Origin of the sequence: Pseudomonas sp. CFII68, assembly GCF_000416195.1 — a bacterium.
GTDB classification, from domain to species: Bacteria; Pseudomonadota; Gammaproteobacteria; order Pseudomonadales; family Pseudomonadaceae; genus Aquipseudomonas; species Aquipseudomonas kilonensis.
Genome location: NZ_ATLN01000071.1, coordinates 13,569 through 30,210, shown reverse-complemented (window position 1 = coordinate 30,210; position 16,642 = coordinate 13,569). Strand labels below are relative to the sequence as shown.

Below are 16,642 nucleotides of genomic sequence, written 5' to 3'. Positions count from 1 at the left end.
ACGGCATCGACGCCGCCTTCGCCCTGGCCAGCGGGCCGATGACCTTGCAGCAAGCCTGCGCCGACGCCTCGCGCCTGCTGAGCGAGCGCGCCCGGGACGTTGCACGGCTTTGGCGGGTGGCGGCCCGATAGCACCTGTGGGAGCAACCTTTGCTCACACAGGATTGAATTTGAGATAGGGTTGAGGCTGGATATCGCGCAATCAGGAGAGATACATGCGCTTCTCAGCTTTAACCCAACGCATCACCGGCGATGGTGCCGCCGCCTGGCAGATTCACGACCGGGCGCTGGCCATGCGCGAACAGGGCATGGATGTGTTGTTGCTGTCAGTAGGTGATCCGGACTTCGACACCCCGCGCGCCATTGTCGACGCCGCCGTGGGCAGCCTGCGGGCCGGTGAGACCCATTATTCGGACATCCGCGGCTTGCACACCTTGCGGACCAGCATTGCCCGGCGTCATCGCCTGCGTTGCGGCCAGCCTGCGGGGGCCGAACAGGTCGTCGTACTGCCGGGGGCGCAGTGCGCGGTGTATGCGGTCGCGCAATGCCTGCTCAACCCTGGCGACGAAGTCATCGTCGCCGAGCCGATGTATGTCACCTATGAGGCGGTGTTCGGCGCCTGCGGGGCGAAAGTGGTGCCGGTGGCGGTCCGCCCGGAGAACGGTTTTCGGGTCGAGCCTGCGGACGTTGCCCGTCTTGTGACCCCGCGTACCCGGGCGATGCTGCTCAACAGCCCGAACAACCCGTCCGGCGCCAGCCTGCCGATGTCCACCTGGCAGGCATTGGCCCGGTTGTGCATCGAACATGACCTGTGGCTGATCAGTGACGAGGTCTACAGCGACTTGCTCTACGACGGCGAACACATCAGCCCGGCCAGCCTGCCGGGCATGGCCGAGCGCACCGCGACGATCAACAGCCTGTCCAAATCCCACGCCATGACCGGCTGGCGCATCGGCTGGGTCATCGGCCCTGAATCCCTCGCCGACCATCTGGCGAACCTGTCCTTGTGCATGTTGTTTGGCCTGCCGGATTTCGTGCAACGGGCCGCCCAAGTTGCGCTGGAGCAGGAGTTGCCGGAAGTGGCGCAGATGCACGAGGAGTATCGCCAGCGCCGGGACCTGGTCTGCGCCATGCTCGACGACAGCCCAGGCCTCAAGCCGGTGCGGCCCGATGGCGGCATGTTCGTGATGGTCGACGTGCGCCGGACCGGCCTCGATGCCCAGGCATTTGCCGAGCGACTACTGGACGACTACGGCGTGTCAGTGTTGGCCGGCGAGGCGTTCGGGCCCAGTGCGGCAGGGCATATCCGTCTCGGGCTGGTGGTCGATCAGGTGAAGCTGACGGATGCGTGCCAACGGATCGCCTCGTGTGCGGCGCAGCTGCTGCGGGCCCAGCGGTAACGTTTTGTAGTGGCTGTGTGAAATTGTGTAAGGGTTTTGCTCGTCGATGAGCGAGGGCGTATATCCTTGGCAGCTTGAGATTTTCTGCGCCTGTGGCATCGCCCTCGCGAGCAAGCTCGCTCCCACATTGAGTCTTTAGTGCGACTCAGGCCCCTGTGGGAGCGAGCTTGCTCGCGATGAGGCCCAACCAGGCGCCACAGCACTTTCTGGAAACACCCATGCCCAACATCCTCCTGGTCGAAGACGACACCGCACTCTCCGAACTGATCGCCAGTTACCTGGAGCGCAACGGCTATCAGGTCAGCGTGCTCAGCCGTGGCGATCACGTGCGTGAACGGGCGCGTGTCGATCCGCCGGACCTGGTGATTCTCGACCTGATGCTGCCGGGGCTGGACGGCTTGCAAGTCTGCCGCCTGCTGCGGGCCGACTCGGCGACCTTGCCGATCCTGATGCTCACCGCCCGGGACGACAGCCACGACCAGGTCCTGGGCCTGGAAATGGGCGCCGATGACTACGTCACCAAACCTTGCGAGCCCCGGGTATTGCTGGCGCGGGTGCGTACCTTGTTGCGCCGCAGCAGCCTCACCGAGCCGCAGACGGTCAACGACCGCATCCTCATGGGCAACCTCTGCATCGACCTGTCCGAGCGCACCGTAACCTGGCGCGGGCAAGCGGTGGAGTTGTCCAGCGGCGAATACAACCTGCTGGTGGTCCTGGCCCGGCATTCCGGCGAAGTGCTGAGCCGCGACCAGATCCTGCAGCGCCTGCGCGGCATCGAGTTCAACGGCACCGACCGTTCGGTGGACGTGGCGATTTCCAAGTTGCGGCGCAAGTTCGACGACAACGCCGACGAAGCCCGCAAGATCAAGACGGTGTGGGGCAAGGGTTATCTGTTCAGTCGTTCCGAGTGGGAATGCTGAGCCGATGTGGAAGCTGCTGATCCGCCTTTACCTGGTCACCATCGTGTCCTACAGCGCGGCGATCTACCTGATGCCGGAACTGGTGATCCGCCTGTTCCAAGACCGTTTCATGACCTACAACCTCGATTATTCCCGTGGCCTGCAAACCTTGATGGTCAAGCAGTTCCGCGCCGTGCCCAGCGAGCAGTGGCCGGCGCTGGCGGCGCAGATGGACAAGGAGTTCGAGCCGCTGCGCATCGAGCTGGCGGCGGTCGATGACGGCGGCTTCAGTGCCGCAGAGCAGGCGCGTCTCAAGCGCGGCGAGAACGTGGTGCGTATCGGTGACTGGGCCTGGCGCACCTTGGCGGCGGCGCCGCTGGACGGGCGCACGGCGGTGAAGATGGTCGTGCCGCCGGACCCGGCCGACGTCAGCTGGTTGTACTGGAGCATCAACGTGTTGATCGGCGCGACGATGCTGGCCTGCCTGTTGCTCTGGTTGCGGCCGCACTGGCGCGACCTGGAACGCCTCAGGCGCACCGCCGAGCGTTTTGGCAAAGGTCATCTGGGTGAGCGTACGCACATTGCCTCCAGTTCGAACATCGGCAGCCTGGCCCACGTGTTCGACACGATGGCGGGGGACATCGAGAACCTGCTCAACCAACAGCGGGACCTGCTCAACGCCGTGTCCCACGAACTGCGCACGCCACTGACCCGGCTCGACTTTGGCCTGGCCCTGGCGCTGTCCGATGACCTGCCGGCGGCCAGTCGCGAGCGCCTGCAAGGGTTGGTGGCGCACATTCGCGAGCTGGATGAGTTGGTGCTGGAACTGCTGTCCTACAGCCGTTTGCAGAACCTGCAACACTTGCCCGATCGGGTTGAAGTGGCGTTGGACGAGTTCATCGACAGTATCCTGGGTAGCGTCGACGAAGACCTGGCGGCGCCAGACGTGGTGATCGACGTGCTGTTGCATGGGGCGCTGGAGCGTTTCGTGCTGGACCCACGCCTGACCGCCCGGGCGTTGCAGAACCTGCTGCGCAATGCCATGCGTTATTGCGAAAAGCGCATCCAGGTCGGTGTGCGGGTGGGTGATCAAGGCTGTGAGATCTGGGTCGACGACGATGGCATCGGCATTCCCGACAGCGAACGCGAGCGCGTGTTCGAGCCGTTCTACCGCCTGGACCGCAGCCGCGACCGCGCCACCGGCGGTTTCGGCCTGGGCCTGGCCATCAGCCGCCGCGCCCTGGAAGCCCAGGGCGGCACACTGACCGCCGAAGCCTCGCCGCTGGGTGGCGCGCGCTTCAGGCTGTGGCTGCCAACACCCGCTTGAGCCTCGGTGCGATCTCTGTGGCGAGGGGATTTATCCCCGCTGGGGCACGAAGTGGCCCCCAACTTTCCTCACCCAAACAACCCCGCCGCAATATTGATCGAAAACCCCAGGATCGCCGTGTTGAACACAAACCCGATCAACGATTGCGCCAGGACGATCTTGCGCAGTTGCCGTGTGGCGACGCCCACGTCCGAGGTCTGCACCGCCACGCCGATGGTGAAAGAGAAATACAGGAAATCCCAATAGTTGGGCGTGGTCAGCCCTTCGGCAAACCGCAACGCCGGCTCCTTGCCTTCCCAGGTGTAATACAACCGCGCGTAGTGCACGCTGAAGATCACCCCGATCAGCAACCAGGAACCGATCACGGTCATTGCCGTAAAGCCGTAGTGCAACAGCTTGCCGGCCGCGTGCAGGTCGCGGCTGCCGGCCAGTTCGAGGGTGATGGTTGCCAGGCTGGCCAGCGCTGCGATGCAGACCACCAGCAGGACCAGCCCGGCATTTTCATCTTCGATTTCGGCGATGCGCCGGACGTCGGGCGCCTTGGCCCGCACGGTCAGCCAGGACATCAGCACCAGGTAGGTCCAGACGCCGGCATTCCAGCCGATCAGGATCTTGCTGATGATCGAGTCCACGGGAACCAGGATACCCACCGCCAGGCCAAGGACCGTGGCGCTGGACAGACGCGGGTGGGTGCGGGCGAGGAAGGGCATGGAGACTCACTGTCCAGAGGGGAGGCGGCTAGTATGAGCGATCAAGCGAAGGGGCGACCGTCTATCGCGCTGGACTCGATCAATTGCACGCCTGCTTCCTGCATCCGTCGGATTGCCGCCTCCATCGAGCCGTCGATATCGATGCCCCGGCAAGCATCCAGTATCACCACCGCATTGAACCCCGCCAACCGAGCATCCAGCGCCGAGAACATCACGCAGAAATCCAGGGCCAGTCCCACCAGGTACACCGTGTCGATGCCGCGTTCCTTGAGGTAGCCGGTCAAACCGGTAGGGGTCTGGTGGTCCGCTTCCATGAAGGCTGAATAGCTGTCGATGTCCGGATTGCAGCCCTTGCGAATGATCAGCTTGGCATGGGCGAGGTCGAGTGCCGGGTGCAGCGCGGCGCCGTTGCTGCCCTGTATGCAGTGGTCGGGCCAGACTTTCTGCTCGCCGTAGGGCAATTGGACGATGTCGAACGGTTGCTTGCCCGGGTGGCTGGACGCAAACGAGGCGTGCCCGGCCGGGTGCCAGTCCTGCGCAAGGACGACGTGCCTGAATGAATGGCCGAGCTGGTTGATCAGCGGCACGATCTCATCGCCCCCCGGCACGGCCAATTGGCCGCCGGGGATGAAGTCGTTCTGTACATCGATTACTACCAGCGCGGTGGTCAAAGCCCGGTTGGCGGGAACGCCCATGAATGAATCCTCCTTGAAGTGGTTTTTCGATAATAGCTGAATGGCATGGGCCAGGTGTTTGTCCGCAAGCGCTCACAAGGTCTTGTGTTGGTCGCGTGCTTCATGACGACACAGATTCCTGTGGGAGCGGGCTTGCTCGCGAAGGCGTCGTGACATTCAACATTAATGTAAGCTGGCCCACCGCTTTCGCGAGCAAGCCCGCTCCCACAAGGGGAATTCGTACTTGCCTGAAAAATAGCTGTGAGTTCTGAAAAATCGACGATGTGTCTTTCGTCGAAAATATCCCAGCGTTGATGGCTTTTTGGTATTTGGTTCGTGCGTCCCTGTCACGATTCAGTACAATCGCCGGCCTTCAACCGGGCATGGAAGCAGTCCGGTTCTCCAGTTACGAGAAAAAAACCATGCTCATCGGCAGTTATTCCCCCGCCCTTGTTTCGATTTCCTTGTTTGTTGCCGTGCTGGCGTCCTACACCGCGCTGGACCTGGCCGGGCGGATCGCGACCGCCCAGGGGCGTGCCACGCATTTATGGATGACCGGGGGCGCGCTGGCGATGGGGGTGGGCATCTGGTCCATGCACTTCATCGGCATGCTCGCGTTCAGCTTGCCGGTGGAGCTTGGCTACGACATATCGATCACCGCGCTGTCGCTGCTGGTCGCGATTCTTTCCAGCGGTTTTGCCCTGTGGCTGGTCAGCCAGCCACGATTGCCGGCGTGGCAACTGGCCTTCGGTGCGCTGATCATGGGGGCCGGGATCAGCACCATGCACTACACCGGCATGGCCGCGCTGCGAATGCAGCCAGGCATCGACTATGATCCGACGCTGTTCGGGGCTTCGCTGGTGATTGCCGTCGGCGCTTCGGCGGCGGCGTTGTGGATTGCCTTTCGCCTGCGCCAGAACACCCCCCATGTGCGTCTGGCTCGCGCAGGTGCAGCGGTGGTCATGGGCATGGCCATCGTCGGCATGCACTACACCGGCATGGCCGGCGCGCGGTTCAGCGACGGCAGCTTTTGTGGCTCCCTGGACGGCTTGAGCGGCAAGGGCCTGGACAATCTGGTGTTGATCACCACCCTGGCGGTGCTGGCCATCGCCTTGCTGACGTCGATTCTCGATGCGCGCCTGGAAGCCCGCACTGCGGAGCTGGCGCAATCGCTGACCCTGGCCAACCGGGAACTGACCCAGTTGGCCCTGCACGACCCCCTCACCGGACTACCCAACCGGGTATTGCTGGCTGATCGTATCGATCAGGCCATGCACCGTGTGCAAGGGCAGGGTGGCTGCTTCGCCCTGATGTTCATCGACCTGGATGGTTTCAAACCGGTCAACGACGCCTTTGGTCACCACATGGGCGATTTGTTGCTGCGGGACGTGGCCCTGCGCCTGCGCGAAGACCTGCGCAGCCAGGACACCCTGGCGCGGATCGGCGGTGATGAGTTCCTGCTACTGGTGCAACTGGCCGAACCGGACGATGCCTTGCGACTGGCGGCACGCCAGGTCGGCTTGATCGGGCGCACGTTCCGGGTGGCTGAGCATGACTTGCAGATCTCTGCCAGCGTCGGCATCGCCGTTTACCCTGGCAACGGCCAGAGCGCCGAAGAACTATTGATGAATGCCGACGCGGCGATGTACCACGCCAAGGGTGCCGGCAAAAACGGCTACAGCTTCTTCGACGCCTCGATGAACAGCAACGCCCGCAAGCAATTGCAGTTGTTGCAAGACTTGCGCCTGGCCCTTGAGCAGCGGCAGTTCAGCCTGTATTACCAGCCCAAGTTCGACGCGACCAACGGCCGGCCGGTCGGGGCCGAGGCCTTGTTGCGCTGGAGCCATCCGACCCAGGGCCTGTTGATGCCTGACACCTTCATCGACCTGGCGGAAAAGACCGGGTTGATCATCCCCATTGGCGAATGGGTGTTGAACGAAGCCTGTCGGCAGATGCGCGAATGGTACGTGCTCGGTTATACCGATTGGCGCATTGCGGTGAACCTGTCGGCCTTGCAGTTCTGCCATACCGGTTTGGTACAGAGCGTGGCCAAGGCCTTGGAAACGCATCAGCTGCCGGCCAACAGCCTGACCCTGGAAATCACCGAAACCACCGCCATGAGCGATGCGGACGCGAGCATGACGGTGCTGCAACAGCTCTCGGACATGGGCGTGGACCTGTCCATCGACGACTTCGGCACCGGCTACTCGAGCCTGATGTACCTCAAGCGCCTGCCGGCCAACGAGCTGAAGATCGATCGCGGCTTCGTGCGTGACCTGGAACACGACAGCGATGACGCGGCGATCGTCTCGGCCATCGTCGCCCTCGGCCAGGCCCTGGGCCTGCGGATCGTCGCCGAAGGCGTGGAGACCGATGTGCAACAAGACTTCCTGACCCAGTTGGGCTGCGATTCGCTGCAGGGCTATCTGCTGGGTCATCCGCTGCCGGCCGAGCGTTTCCTGCAGGAGATTCGCCAGGCCAAACGCCTGGCGGTGGTCTGAGACGCCCTCAGGGAACGATATCGAACGCCGTGCTACCCAGTTGCTCGCCGTTGATCAGCAGGTGCACGGCATGCCGGCCCGCGTAATGTTTGCGGGTGGTCAACTCGCGAATGTGCTGGGAGCGACTGAGGTTGACGCAACCCTGGGCGGGCAGGTCGAAGGTCTTGAGCTTGAAGACTTTGGCCGAGGTGCCGCCCGAGGCTTTCACGTAGTCGACGGCATAGTCGATCACCAGGCGTTGGCTCTGCCCAAGGGTTGATTGCACCGTGAAGGACAGGGTGACCTGTTCCCCCAGGCGAATCACCGCAGGCGTCACCTGCAAATCCAGCACCTGGACCTGTGCCTTGCCGCCGACCCCGATGACACCCAACGCCCTGGGGTTGCCTTGTTTGATCAGGCTGCGCAGCGCATGCCGGGCGATCCACGCCGTGTGGCGGTCTTGCAGCGGCCAGCCTTCGATCTGGTCCAGCACCCAGTCGGGATGCTGCTTGGTGACGTCGTTGAGGTGGTTGGCCACGGATTTGCGCACATACAGGCTATCGTCGGCCTTGAGCGTGTCGAGGATCGCGGCGGCGAGGTCGGGGTTGGCCTGGATCGGCTCCAGGTGAAACGACCACGGCAAGCGCGGCCGGCTGCCTTCGCTGGCCAGGCGGCGTACGTGCTCGTTGGCGTCCAGCGCCCAGTCGTGCATGACCTTGAGGGTGCGTTCCAGGTCGTCGCGCAGGAAGTGCCGCACGGCGAACTCCGAGGAGCCGAACCGGGTGAAATACTTGAGCGCGTCCAGCGACACGTCGAAGCGATGTCGGCCATAAGACGCCACGTAGTGTGGCAGGAACATGCTGACGAACATGCTGTTCAAGCGCGGGGCCAGGGCCCGCAGCACTTCCAGCGACGCTTCGTAATCGAGGGGCAACACCGCATGCAGGCACTCACTGACCCGGGCCATGCGCTGCATCACCGACAACTCGGCCAGCCCATCGTTGGCCATGTGCAAGAAGGCCTTGGCGTCGAACGCCGGGTACACCGCGCGCATTTCGCCGGCGATGTGCTCCAGGCGGGCGTTGTTGAATATTTCCTTGAGGGCAGGGGAAGAGGCGGTGGTGCTCATGATGGGTCCGTCCGGCGGGTGTTGGGCCAAGGCTTGCCACTATGCCATGCCAGGCACAACCCGTGGCGAGGGAGCTTGCTCCCGCTCGGCTCTGTAGGAGCTGTCGAGTGCAACGAGGCTGCGATCTTTCCCCAGACACTTGAGTCTCAAGCGAAAGATCAAAAGATCAAAAGATCGCAGGCTTCGCCAGCTCCTACAGGGTTCAGCGGGAGCAAGCAGGGGGTACAGTTTCCAGAAATTAAGGAATGATTCGCCGCCCGCGAAGTCCCAGATTCAGTCCCTCGAATAACTGGAGTTTTTTCTATGCGCAAACCATCCCTGATCGCCAGCCTGGTCCTGATCGCCGGCCTTGGAGCCCTTGGGCCTGTTGCGCAAGCGGTCGAGAAAACCGGGGAGGCCCTGGAGCATTCGCCAAGCAATGGCCGCAGGCTGGTGGAGAACGACCGGGTACCGGCGGACTACCAGCGCGCAGACAGGGCCATGAAAGACTGGAAACAGAAGCAGCTCGAGCAACCGACAAACGAGCAGCAATGGGTGCAGATCGACGACAAGTACCTGCTGGTCGAAACCGTGTCCGGCGCCATCGTCAAGATCGTGCCGGCCACACGTTAGAGCACTTCGCCTTTGTCCCACAGGTGAACCAGCTCGCCGGGTGCCCGGTCCTCGGGCACCTGCAGCACCATCTCGTCGTCCTGGTCGTTGGCGCGATAGTGCACCTCGATCTGGAAAAATCGCTGGTCGCCGCGCCCGGGCGTGGAGGAAGTCAGTGGCAGGCACCCCTCCAGGACCGAACAGATGCGCGTGCGCTGGTCGAGGTCGCACTGGGCGAACTCGATTTCCCGTGGTCGGGTCAGCGCGTGGATGGCGGCCACGCCACCCTGGCGCGACAGCCGTATCACCGCCTTGTCGTCGAGGTCTGGAAGGGTTTTCATCAGCTCTCCTGTGTCAGGTCGACGCCGACCTGGGCCCAGCCGTTCTGCACCGCTTGCACTTCCCGCGTGCCGAAGCGCTGGCGGGCGTGCTCGACGGTCAGGCGGGCGAAGGCGCTGAAGGACGCGTCATTGGCCAATCTTCGGTCGCACAAGGTTTCATACCAGATCCGGCCGGCCTTTTCCCAGGCAAATCCGCCCAGCGTGGTCGCCACCAGATAAAAGGCCCGGTTGGGGATGCCGGAGTTGATGTGCACGCCGCCGTTGTCTTCACGGGTAATGACGAATTCGCGCATGTGCGAAGGTTGTGGGTCCTTGCCCAGCAACGGGTCATCGTAGGCGCTGCCGGGGTTGGACATGCTGCGCAGGCCGTCGCCGTTGATCTTGTCGGTGAGCAGGTCGGCGCCGATCAGCCAGTCGGCCTGGTCGGCGGTCTGTTCAAGCACGAACTGCTTGACCAGCACACCGAACACATCGGAGATGGACTCGTTCAGCGCACCGGATTGGTTGGCATAGATCAAGCCGGCCTCGCTTTCGGTGACGCCATGGGCCAGTTCGTGGGCCACCACGTCCAGGGAGCGCGTGAAGCGCTGGAAGATTTCGCCGTCGCCGTCGCCGAACACCATCTGCGCGCCGTTCCAGAAGGCGTTTTCATAGCCCTGGCCATAATGCACGCTGCCCACCAGGGCGAAACCTTTGTTGTCGATGGAGTCGCGCCCCAGGACCTTCCAGAAAAAATCATAGGTGGCGCCGAGGGCGTCGTAGGCTTCGTCCACGGCTGGGTCGCCACTGGCCCGCTGGCCTTCCAGGCGGACCGGCTGGCCGGGCAGTTCCATGCTGTTCTGGGCGTCATGCACGCTGCGTTGCGGCTGTCCGGCCTTGCCGGGCTTGGGCCGGTTCGCGGCGGCGGGAAGGTTGCCGGGCGGGCCGGGGTTGTGTCGCAGGCTGCGCACGTGGGTCAAGGTGCCGAGAGCGCTGGAGCGTTGCTGTTCGGAGCCGTGGGCGATGATGCGATTGAGGATGTATGGCGGAATGAAACCGTGGAGCGGACGAGAGTCGAACATCAGAAAATCCTTATCTGAAATGCAGGGACGATACCCATGTGAACCGAAGAGGCCGTCGCGGTTCCCTGCTATATAAATAGCCTGACAAACACATAAAACCTGTGGCGAGGGGATTTATCCCCGCTGGAGTGCGAAGCGCTCCCATGGTTATGTAAGTACATTGCGATTTTTTGGGGGTCGCTTCGCAACCCAACGGGGCGGTGCGACGTTTCGCTAAATCCCCTCGCCACAAAAGATTGCCAAACGTGCGCAATTCTGGGAAAAACTGGCGCCTGAATGACACGGACAGACAGACCCATGAATGAAGAACTGCAAATCATCGACCTGGAACAGGGCGACGGCAAAAGCGTAGTCAAAGGTGCGCTGATCACCACCCAATACCGCGGCACCCTCGAAGACGGCACCGAATTCGATTCGTCCTACAGTCGCGGCAAACCCTTCCAATGCGTGATCGGCACCGGTCGCGTCATCAAGGGCTGGGATCTGGGCCTGATGGGCATGCAAGTCGGTGGCAAGCGCAAGTTGTGGGTGCCGGCCCACCTGGCCTACGGTGAGCGGTCCATGGGTGCCCACATCAAGCCCAACGCCAACCTGATCTTTGAAATCGAGTTGCTGGAAGTCCTGACGCGGGACGATTGATGGCTGAGCGGGTCATGGCCTGTCGGTAGGTGACCGCTCGCTGAACAGCGGGATGCGGCCGTTGACGGAGGGGCGATAGCACCAGGTCAACTGATCCAGGAGCGGTTCGCGCTCCAGAATCGCCGTCAGCGTGGCGCGGGCGATGTCCATGGCCAGGGTTTGGCCTGGGCATTCATGGCGCCCGCTGCCGAAGCTGAAGCTGCGGCGGTTCGGGCGGTCGAGCAGCAGAGTGTCTGATTGCGGGTTGAGTTGCGGGTCGCGGTTGGCTGAGGCCAGCAGCACCAGGAGCACGTCCCCGGGGTTCAGCGCAGTGCCGAGGATTTCGCAGGGCGCGGCGATGAAGCGGCGAGTGTTTTGTACCGGCGGGTCGAAACGTTGGACTTCGGCCAGCAATGAGCCGATCTGTGTGGGGGCCTCCCGCAGCGTCCGGCGCAACGCTGGATCGCCGATCAGCGCCAGCAACGTGTTGCCGATCAGGCCTGCGGTGGCTTCATAGGTTTGCGAGAGCAACCCGATCAGGTTGGCGATTTTACTGTCTGGATCAGCGCCCTCGAAGCCTTGACCAATGTCCAGCAGCAAAGGGCTGTCCTGTGCCTCGATCCGCTCCTGGATTAAACCGGTCAGTTGCTCGCTGGCTCGGTGCGCCAAGTCCAGTTGTGATGCTTGGCTCAAGGGCGACAGACCGGCGACGAAGTCTGCGGTCAATTCGCTGACCCGGTGACAGTCCGTCGGATTGAAACCCAGCAACGCCGCGACCACGCTGGCCGGCCCGATGAATTGGGCCTGGTGCAGGCCTTCGGCGCCCTCTTGGAGAAAGCGGGCCCTGACCAGTGCCTCGACTTGCCGGGGATCGATGCCCTGCAACCGCGGCGCAATCGCCGCCCTCGGGCAACGCTGCCGTTCACCTTCGTTCATGCGCATCAGGTGGCCGAACACCCGTCCGGCCGACCCTTCGGCGAGGGCCTTTGGCACGGGCTCGTGGGCCGGGCGCACATGGCAATCGGGATGGTGCAGCACCGCGCACACGGCCTCGGCGCTGCTGGCGATCCACAGGTTCAGCCCGGAATCGAACGCCAGCCCGCCGGCAGCGCGCAGGGCGGCGTAAAAAGGGTAAGGGTCGGAATGTGTCGCGGCGGTGATCGGGTCCATGAAGCGCGGCCTTGTTCGTGATGGAGAAAGTGTTGCTACTATCTCCAGTCGATGCATGGCTTGATTCGTCGGGGAGCGAAATATGAACGCAGAGCACCATGACCTGGGCGTGTCCCAAGTGGCGGCGGCCATTGCCGAACCGGCGCGCACCCGGATGCTGTGCGCGTTGATGGACGGCCATGCCCGCACCAGCACCGAATTGGCGAGCATCGCCGAGGTCAGCGCCTCGACCGCCAGCGCCCATCTGGCGAAACTCAAGCAGATGGCCTTGGTGCGCTTGCATGTCCAGGGCCGTCATCGTTATTACAGTCTGGCCGACCCGCGCGTCGCCCAGGCTCTGGAGGCGCTGATGGTGATCGGCCAGAGCGCCGCACCGACCTTCACCCCGCGCACACCGGATCGCCTGCAATTTGCTCGCACCTGCTACGACCACATGGCCGGCACTCTGGCGGTGCGCCTGCATGACCGGATGATCGAGGCTGGATGGTTGATAGAGGTGGAAGGCGATGGCTATCGGCTGAGTGAGTCCGGGGCGGCGGTGTTCGAGGGCTTGGGCATCGACGTCCAGCAACTCGTCACGCAACGCCGCCGATTCGCCTGTCCCTGCCTGGACTGGAGCATGCGCCGCCCGCACCTGGGCGGTGCCTTGGGCGCGGCGTTGCTGCAAGTGGCGATCAAGCGCAAATGGGTGATCCAGGACCTGGACAGCCGGGCGCTGGGGGTGACGGCCAGTGGCCGCCGGGAGATGGCGGGGCGGTTTGGGGTCAGTGCCGAAATCGATGTCAAACCCACCGCCCCACAGCCCCTGTGGGAGCGGGCTTGCTCGCGAAGGGGCCGTCACATCCCACATCCCCGCCGTCATCGCGAGCAAGCTCGCTCCCACAGTGGGCCTGCGCTGACCCCATGAATCCCTGCAAGCTGACCCACCGCCTTCGCGAGCAAGCCCGCTCCCACAATGGGCCCTGCGTTGAACACGAGATTGATGAACACCACGACCACCTGTGGGAGCGAGACTGCTCGCGATGACGATTCCAGCATCGCCTCATCATCCAGCCATATGCCTGCGCCGATACTCATCCGGCGTGGTGCCCATCATTTTGCGAAACATGCTGATGAACGCCGAGGCGCTGCTGTAGCCCAGGTCCAGGCCGATGGTTTCCACGCTCTGGCCGCGTTCGAGCAGGGCCAGGGCCTCGATGACTTTCAGGCGCTGGCGCCATTCCACCAATGACATGCCCAGGTCCCGCTGGGCCCGGCGCATCAGTGTGCGCTCGGTGGTGTTGGCGGCGCGGGCCAGTTGTGGCAAGGAACGCGGGTCGCTGGGGTTCGCCTCCAAGGCTCGCAGCACGGGGCCCAGCAGGGGATCATCCGAGGAGGGCAGGTAGCTGCCGACATGGGGTGCCTGCGCCAGCTTGTCCACCAGCACCTGCAGCAAACGCTGCTGCTCGGGCGTCTGCGGTTGGCTCGGTGGATCGCTGCGCAGCTCTTCCAACAGGGCGCGGATCAGCGGGCTCAAGGTCAGCGCGCAGGGTACGGCTGGCAGCGCACTGCACAGTTCGGCGGCCAGGTACAACGAACAATGGCAGGCCTCATGCCGATTGAAGCCAACGTGTTCCATGTCCGGCGGTAGCCAGATGCCGTACTGCGGTGGCGCCAGGTAATGGTGTTGGGCGATCTCGATTTCCATCACCCCACTGTAGGAGTAGACGAACTCACCCCAGGCATGCCGGTGCCGGGGGTAAGTGGCATGGGCCGGCATGCAGGCGCTGCGAAAGAAAATCGGCGAGGGCAGGGCCGCTTCGAACGGAGGAATCTTCAGATGTTGGGCTGGAGGCTGCATATCGACCGCAATGGCGGATTACCGGGATGGCTTGTCGGGTAATCACTATATCCAGCAAAGGTGTCAGGCAGACAATCCTTTCATCTCTTTCTGCCCAAGGACCGTTCCCATGACCACCCGCCGCGCCCTGGATGGCCAGGTCTGCGCCCTGATGACCGGCCTCTGTGCCATTTGGGGTTTCCAGCAAGTCGCGATCAAGGCCGGCGCCGCCGACATGGCGCCGATGCTGCAACTGGGCGTGCGCTCGGCCATCGCTGCGGTACTGGTCTGGTTGTTGGTGCTGGTGCGCGGTGAACGCCTGTCCCTGGCCGATGGCAGTTGGCGCCCGGGCATGCTGGTGGGGTTGTTGTTTGCCTTGGAGTTCGTGATGGTGGGCGAAGGCCTGCGGCATACGACGGCTTCGCACATGGTGATTTTCCTCTACACCGCACCAATGTTCGCGGCCCTTGGCTTGCACTGGAAACTGCCGAGCGAACGCCTCAAGCCGGCGCAATGGCTGGGCATCGCCGTTGCCTTCGGCGGGATCGTGGTGGCTTTCAGCGGCGGCTCGGGCGCGGCGAGCGGCAGTTCGTTGCTCGGTGACGGCATGGGCTTGCTGGCTGGTGCGCTGTGGGGCGCAACCACGGTGACGGTACGCTGTTCGCGGTTGACGAATCTGCCGGCCAGCCAGACGCTGCTTTACCAATTGGTTGGCGCCGGGGTGCTGCTGATCGGAATGTCGATAGCGCTGGGGCAAACGACGATCAACCCCACGCCACAACTCATTGCCAGCATGGCGTTCCAGGTGTTGCTGGTGTCCTTCGCCAGCTTCCTGATCTGGTTCTCGCTGCTGCGCCACTACCTCGCTTCGCAACTGGGGGTGCTGTCGTTCATGACGCCGCTGTTTGGCATCGGTTTTGGCGTCTGGTTGCTGGATGAGCCGCTGGAGCCGAACTTCATCGTTGGCGCGGCTTTGGTGCTGGGCGGGATCTTGCTGGTCAGCGGTTACGGATGGTTTCGCCAGCGTTGGGGGCGATGGCCGGTTTTGCGGCGGGGGTAACTGAACTCAGGTATAAAAAAGCCCACCCCTGAAGCAGGGGTGGGCTTTTTACTGAGGTCGCGCAATCTCTGTGGCGAGGGGATTTATCCCCGCTCGAGTGCGAAGCGCTCGCAAGGTTTTTGTGGCTCACCCAAGTACTTGGGGGTTGCTTCGCAACCCAGCGGGGATAAATCCCCTCGCCACAAAAAAGCCCTCAAGTGCCTAGGGGGCTTGGATCAAACCTTGACGATCCAACCCGCTGGCGCTTCCACGTCGCCGGTCTGCACGCCGGTCAGCTCTTTGTAGAGCTTCTGGGTGATCGGGCCGACTTCGGTTTCGCTGTGGAACACGTGCAGCTTGTCGTTGTAGCTGATGCCGCCAATCGGGGTGATCACCGCAGCGGTACCGCAGGCGCCGGCTTCCTTGAAGTCCGACAGCTTGTCGATGAACACGTCACCTTCGATCACTTCCAGGCCCAGGCGCGATTTGGCCAGTTCGATCAGCGACAGGCGAGTGATGCCCGGCAGGACCGAAGGGGATTTCGGGGTGACGAATTTGTTGTCGTGGGTGATGCCGAAGAAGTTGGCCGAGCCGACTTCCTCGATTTTCGAGTGGGTCATCGGGTCCAGATAGATGCAGTCGGCGAAACCGGCCTTCTTGGCCTGGGAACCGGGCATCAGGCTGGCGGCGTAGTTGCCACCGACCTTGGCCGCGCCGGTGCCTTGTGGGGCGGCGCGGTCGAAGCTGGAGATCAGGAAGTTGTGCGGGGTCAGGCCGCCCTTGAAGTAGGCGCCGACCGGGATGCAGAAAATCGAGAAGATGAACTCGGGTGCGGAGCGCACGCCGATGTTGTCACCCACGCCGATCACGAACGGGCGCAGGTACAGCGCGCCGCCGGTGCCGTAAGGCGGGATGAAGCGCTCGTTGGCGCGGACCACTTGCTTGCAGGCCTCGACGAACTGCTCGGTGTCGACGTGCGGCATCAGCAGGCGGGCGCAGCTGCGTTGCATGCGGGCGGCGTTCTGGTCCGGGCGGAACAGGTTGATCGAACCGTCCTTGCAGCGATAGGCCTTCATGCCTTCGAAGCACTGCTGACCGTAGTGCAGGGCGGTGGAGCCCTCGCTGATGTGCAGCACGTTGTCTTCGGTCAGGGTGCCCGCGTCCCAGGCGCCATCGCGCCAGTGCGACAGGTAGCGCTTGTCGGTCTTGATGTAGTCAAAGCCCAGTTTGTCCCAATTGATGCTCTCGTTACCCATGACACCCTCTTATTTCTTAACAACCGTCGAAACGGTTCAAGGCTTCTGACGTTTTTTGGATGGGGACAACAATACTTCATTCCGGGGCTGTTTCGCAGCCTGTTACATGAATCCTGTAGTTGAAAAACA

General features: G+C 63.1%; 16 protein-coding genes and 1 pseudogene. 9 read left to right on the top strand and 8 right to left on the bottom strand.

The annotated features are described in order from the left end of the window. The 4 genes and pseudogenes from CFII68_RS27910 to CFII68_RS16105 form a co-directional block, all read left to right on the top strand. Nucleotides 1-131: pseudogene (locus CFII68_RS27910) on the top strand (glycerate kinase); the annotation flags it as partial. Between the two features lie 83 nt (nt 132-214). Beyond that, nucleotides 215-1,399 carry a pyridoxal phosphate-dependent aminotransferase gene (locus tag CFII68_RS16095; protein ID WP_018605901.1) on the top strand — a complete coding sequence of 395 codons (1,185 nt, stop codon included), beginning with the start codon at nt 215-217 and terminating at the stop codon, nt 1,397-1,399. Nucleotides 1,400-1,617: 218 nt separating this feature from the next. After that, nucleotides 1,618-2,319, top strand: a complete 702-nt coding sequence (locus CFII68_RS16100) for a response regulator transcription factor (protein WP_018605899.1) — start codon at nt 1,618-1,620, stop codon at nt 2,317-2,319. A gap of 4 nt (nt 2,320-2,323) precedes the next feature. Beyond that, nucleotides 2,324-3,625, top strand: coding sequence for an ATP-binding protein (locus CFII68_RS16105; RefSeq protein WP_018605895.1), 1,302 nt, complete (start codon nt 2,324-2,326; stop codon nt 3,623-3,625). 68 nt (nt 3,626-3,693) lie between these two features. Here CFII68_RS16105 and CFII68_RS16110 read toward each other — a convergent pair whose 3' ends face one another. Both CFII68_RS16110 and pncA read right to left on the bottom strand, forming a co-directional pair. Further along, nucleotides 3,694-4,335, bottom strand: coding sequence for a DUF1345 domain-containing protein (locus CFII68_RS16110; RefSeq protein ID WP_018605893.1), 642 nt, complete (start codon nt 4,333-4,335; stop codon nt 3,694-3,696). A 41-nt stretch (nt 4,336-4,376) separates the two neighbouring features. Beyond that, entirely contained in the window at nt 4,377-5,030 is a 654-nt protein-coding gene (gene pncA / locus CFII68_RS16115) for a bifunctional nicotinamidase/pyrazinamidase (RefSeq protein WP_018605892.1), read from the bottom strand. A 401-nt stretch (nt 5,031-5,431) separates the two neighbouring features. Here pncA and CFII68_RS16120 point away from each other — a divergent pair, with 401 nt between their 5' ends. Continuing rightward, a complete protein-coding gene (locus tag CFII68_RS16120; RefSeq protein WP_018605890.1) occupies nt 5,432-7,510 on the top strand; it encodes a bifunctional diguanylate cyclase/phosphodiesterase in 2,079 nt (692 codons plus the stop codon). A gap of 7 nt (nt 7,511-7,517) precedes the next feature. On the opposite strand, the gene CFII68_RS16125 is transcribed toward CFII68_RS16120, so the two are convergent. Beyond that, nucleotides 7,518-8,618, bottom strand: coding sequence for a DNA alkylation repair protein (locus CFII68_RS16125; protein WP_018605889.1), 1,101 nt, complete (start codon nt 8,616-8,618; stop codon nt 7,518-7,520). Nucleotides 8,619-8,921: 303 nt separating this feature from the next. Here CFII68_RS16125 and CFII68_RS16130 point away from each other — a divergent pair, with 303 nt between their 5' ends. Beyond that, nucleotides 8,922-9,230, top strand: coding sequence for an RcnB family protein (locus CFII68_RS16130; RefSeq protein ID WP_018605886.1), 309 nt, complete (start codon nt 8,922-8,924; stop codon nt 9,228-9,230). On the opposite strand, the gene CFII68_RS16135 is transcribed toward CFII68_RS16130, so the two are convergent. Both CFII68_RS16135 and CFII68_RS16140 read right to left on the bottom strand, forming a co-directional pair. After that, the gene (locus tag CFII68_RS16135) at nt 9,227-9,550 is read right to left on the bottom strand and encodes a protealysin inhibitor emfourin (protein WP_014337835.1); all 324 of its coding nucleotides are present in this window, start codon (nt 9,548-9,550) and stop codon (nt 9,227-9,229) included. The genes CFII68_RS16130 and CFII68_RS16135 overlap by 4 nt on opposite strands. Continuing rightward, complete coding sequence (locus tag CFII68_RS16140; RefSeq protein ID WP_018605883.1) at nt 9,550-10,611, bottom strand: M4 family metallopeptidase; 1,062 nt, start codon at nt 10,609-10,611, stop codon at nt 9,550-9,552. The genes CFII68_RS16135 and CFII68_RS16140 overlap by 1 nt, the downstream gene beginning before the upstream one ends. A 297-nt stretch (nt 10,612-10,908) precedes the next feature. Here CFII68_RS16140 and CFII68_RS16145 point away from each other — a divergent pair, with 297 nt between their 5' ends. Continuing rightward, complete coding sequence (locus tag CFII68_RS16145) at nt 10,909-11,250, top strand: FKBP-type peptidyl-prolyl cis-trans isomerase (RefSeq protein ID WP_003202944.1); 342 nt, start codon at nt 10,909-10,911, stop codon at nt 11,248-11,250. A 12-nt stretch (nt 11,251-11,262) separates the two neighbouring features. On the opposite strand, the gene CFII68_RS16150 is transcribed toward CFII68_RS16145, so the two are convergent. Continuing rightward, entirely contained in the window at nt 11,263-12,399 is a 1,137-nt protein-coding gene (locus tag CFII68_RS16150; protein ID WP_018605880.1) for a cytochrome P450, read from the bottom strand. An 82-nt stretch (nt 12,400-12,481) separates the two neighbouring features. Between CFII68_RS16150 and CFII68_RS16155 the strand changes: the two genes are divergently transcribed. Then, a complete protein-coding gene (locus CFII68_RS16155; RefSeq protein ID WP_018605878.1) occupies nt 12,482-13,306 on the top strand; it encodes a helix-turn-helix transcriptional regulator in 825 nt (274 codons plus the stop codon). A gap of 138 nt (nt 13,307-13,444) precedes the next feature. Here the strand turns inward: CFII68_RS16155 and CFII68_RS16160 are convergent, their stop codons facing one another. Beyond that, nucleotides 13,445-14,239, bottom strand: coding sequence for a helix-turn-helix domain-containing protein (locus CFII68_RS16160; RefSeq protein WP_018605876.1), 795 nt, complete (start codon nt 14,237-14,239; stop codon nt 13,445-13,447). Between the two features lie 109 nt (nt 14,240-14,348). Between CFII68_RS16160 and CFII68_RS16165 the strand changes: the two genes are divergently transcribed. Further along, entirely contained in the window at nt 14,349-15,278 is a 930-nt protein-coding gene (locus CFII68_RS16165) for a DMT family transporter (protein ID WP_018605874.1), read from the top strand. A 215-nt stretch (nt 15,279-15,493) separates the two neighbouring features. On the opposite strand, the gene CFII68_RS16170 is transcribed toward CFII68_RS16165, so the two are convergent. Next, nucleotides 15,494-16,513 carry a branched-chain amino acid aminotransferase gene (locus CFII68_RS16170; RefSeq protein ID WP_018605872.1) on the bottom strand — a complete coding sequence of 340 codons (1,020 nt, stop codon included), beginning with the start codon at nt 16,511-16,513 and terminating at the stop codon, nt 15,494-15,496. Between the last annotated feature and the right edge of the window lie 129 nt (nt 16,514-16,642).

Coding starts and splice junctions, on each gene's coding strand:
- CFII68_RS16095 (WP_018605901.1), top strand. CDS start 215: ATGCGCTTCTCAGCTTTAACCCAACGCATCACCGGCGATGGTGCCGCC.
- CFII68_RS16100 (WP_018605899.1), top strand. CDS start 1,618: ATGCCCAACATCCTCCTGGTCGAAGACGACACCGCACTCTCCGAACTG.
- CFII68_RS16105 (WP_018605895.1), top strand. CDS start 2,324: ATGTGGAAGCTGCTGATCCGCCTTTACCTGGTCACCATCGTGTCCTAC.
- CFII68_RS16110 (WP_018605893.1), bottom strand. CDS start 4,335: ATGCCCTTCCTCGCCCGCACCCACCCGCGTCTGTCCAGCGCCACGGTC.
- pncA (WP_018605892.1), bottom strand. CDS start 5,030: ATGGGCGTTCCCGCCAACCGGGCTTTGACCACCGCGCTGGTAGTAATC.
- CFII68_RS16120 (WP_018605890.1), top strand. CDS start 5,432: ATGCTCATCGGCAGTTATTCCCCCGCCCTTGTTTCGATTTCCTTGTTT.
- CFII68_RS16125 (WP_018605889.1), bottom strand. CDS start 8,618: ATGAGCACCACCGCCTCTTCCCCTGCCCTCAAGGAAATATTCAACAAC.
- CFII68_RS16130 (WP_018605886.1), top strand. CDS start 8,922: ATGCGCAAACCATCCCTGATCGCCAGCCTGGTCCTGATCGCCGGCCTT.
- CFII68_RS16135 (WP_014337835.1), bottom strand. CDS start 9,550: ATGAAAACCCTTCCAGACCTCGACGACAAGGCGGTGATACGGCTGTCG.
- CFII68_RS16140 (WP_018605883.1), bottom strand. CDS start 10,611: ATGTTCGACTCTCGTCCGCTCCACGGTTTCATTCCGCCATACATCCTC.
- CFII68_RS16145 (WP_003202944.1), top strand. CDS start 10,909: ATGAATGAAGAACTGCAAATCATCGACCTGGAACAGGGCGACGGCAAA.
- CFII68_RS16150 (WP_018605880.1), bottom strand. CDS start 12,399: ATGGACCCGATCACCGCCGCGACACATTCCGACCCTTACCCTTTTTAC.
- CFII68_RS16155 (WP_018605878.1), top strand. CDS start 12,482: ATGAACGCAGAGCACCATGACCTGGGCGTGTCCCAAGTGGCGGCGGCC.
- CFII68_RS16160 (WP_018605876.1), bottom strand. CDS start 14,239: ATGCAGCCTCCAGCCCAACATCTGAAGATTCCTCCGTTCGAAGCGGCC.
- CFII68_RS16165 (WP_018605874.1), top strand. CDS start 14,349: ATGACCACCCGCCGCGCCCTGGATGGCCAGGTCTGCGCCCTGATGACC.
- CFII68_RS16170 (WP_018605872.1), bottom strand. CDS start 16,513: ATGGGTAACGAGAGCATCAATTGGGACAAACTGGGCTTTGACTACATC.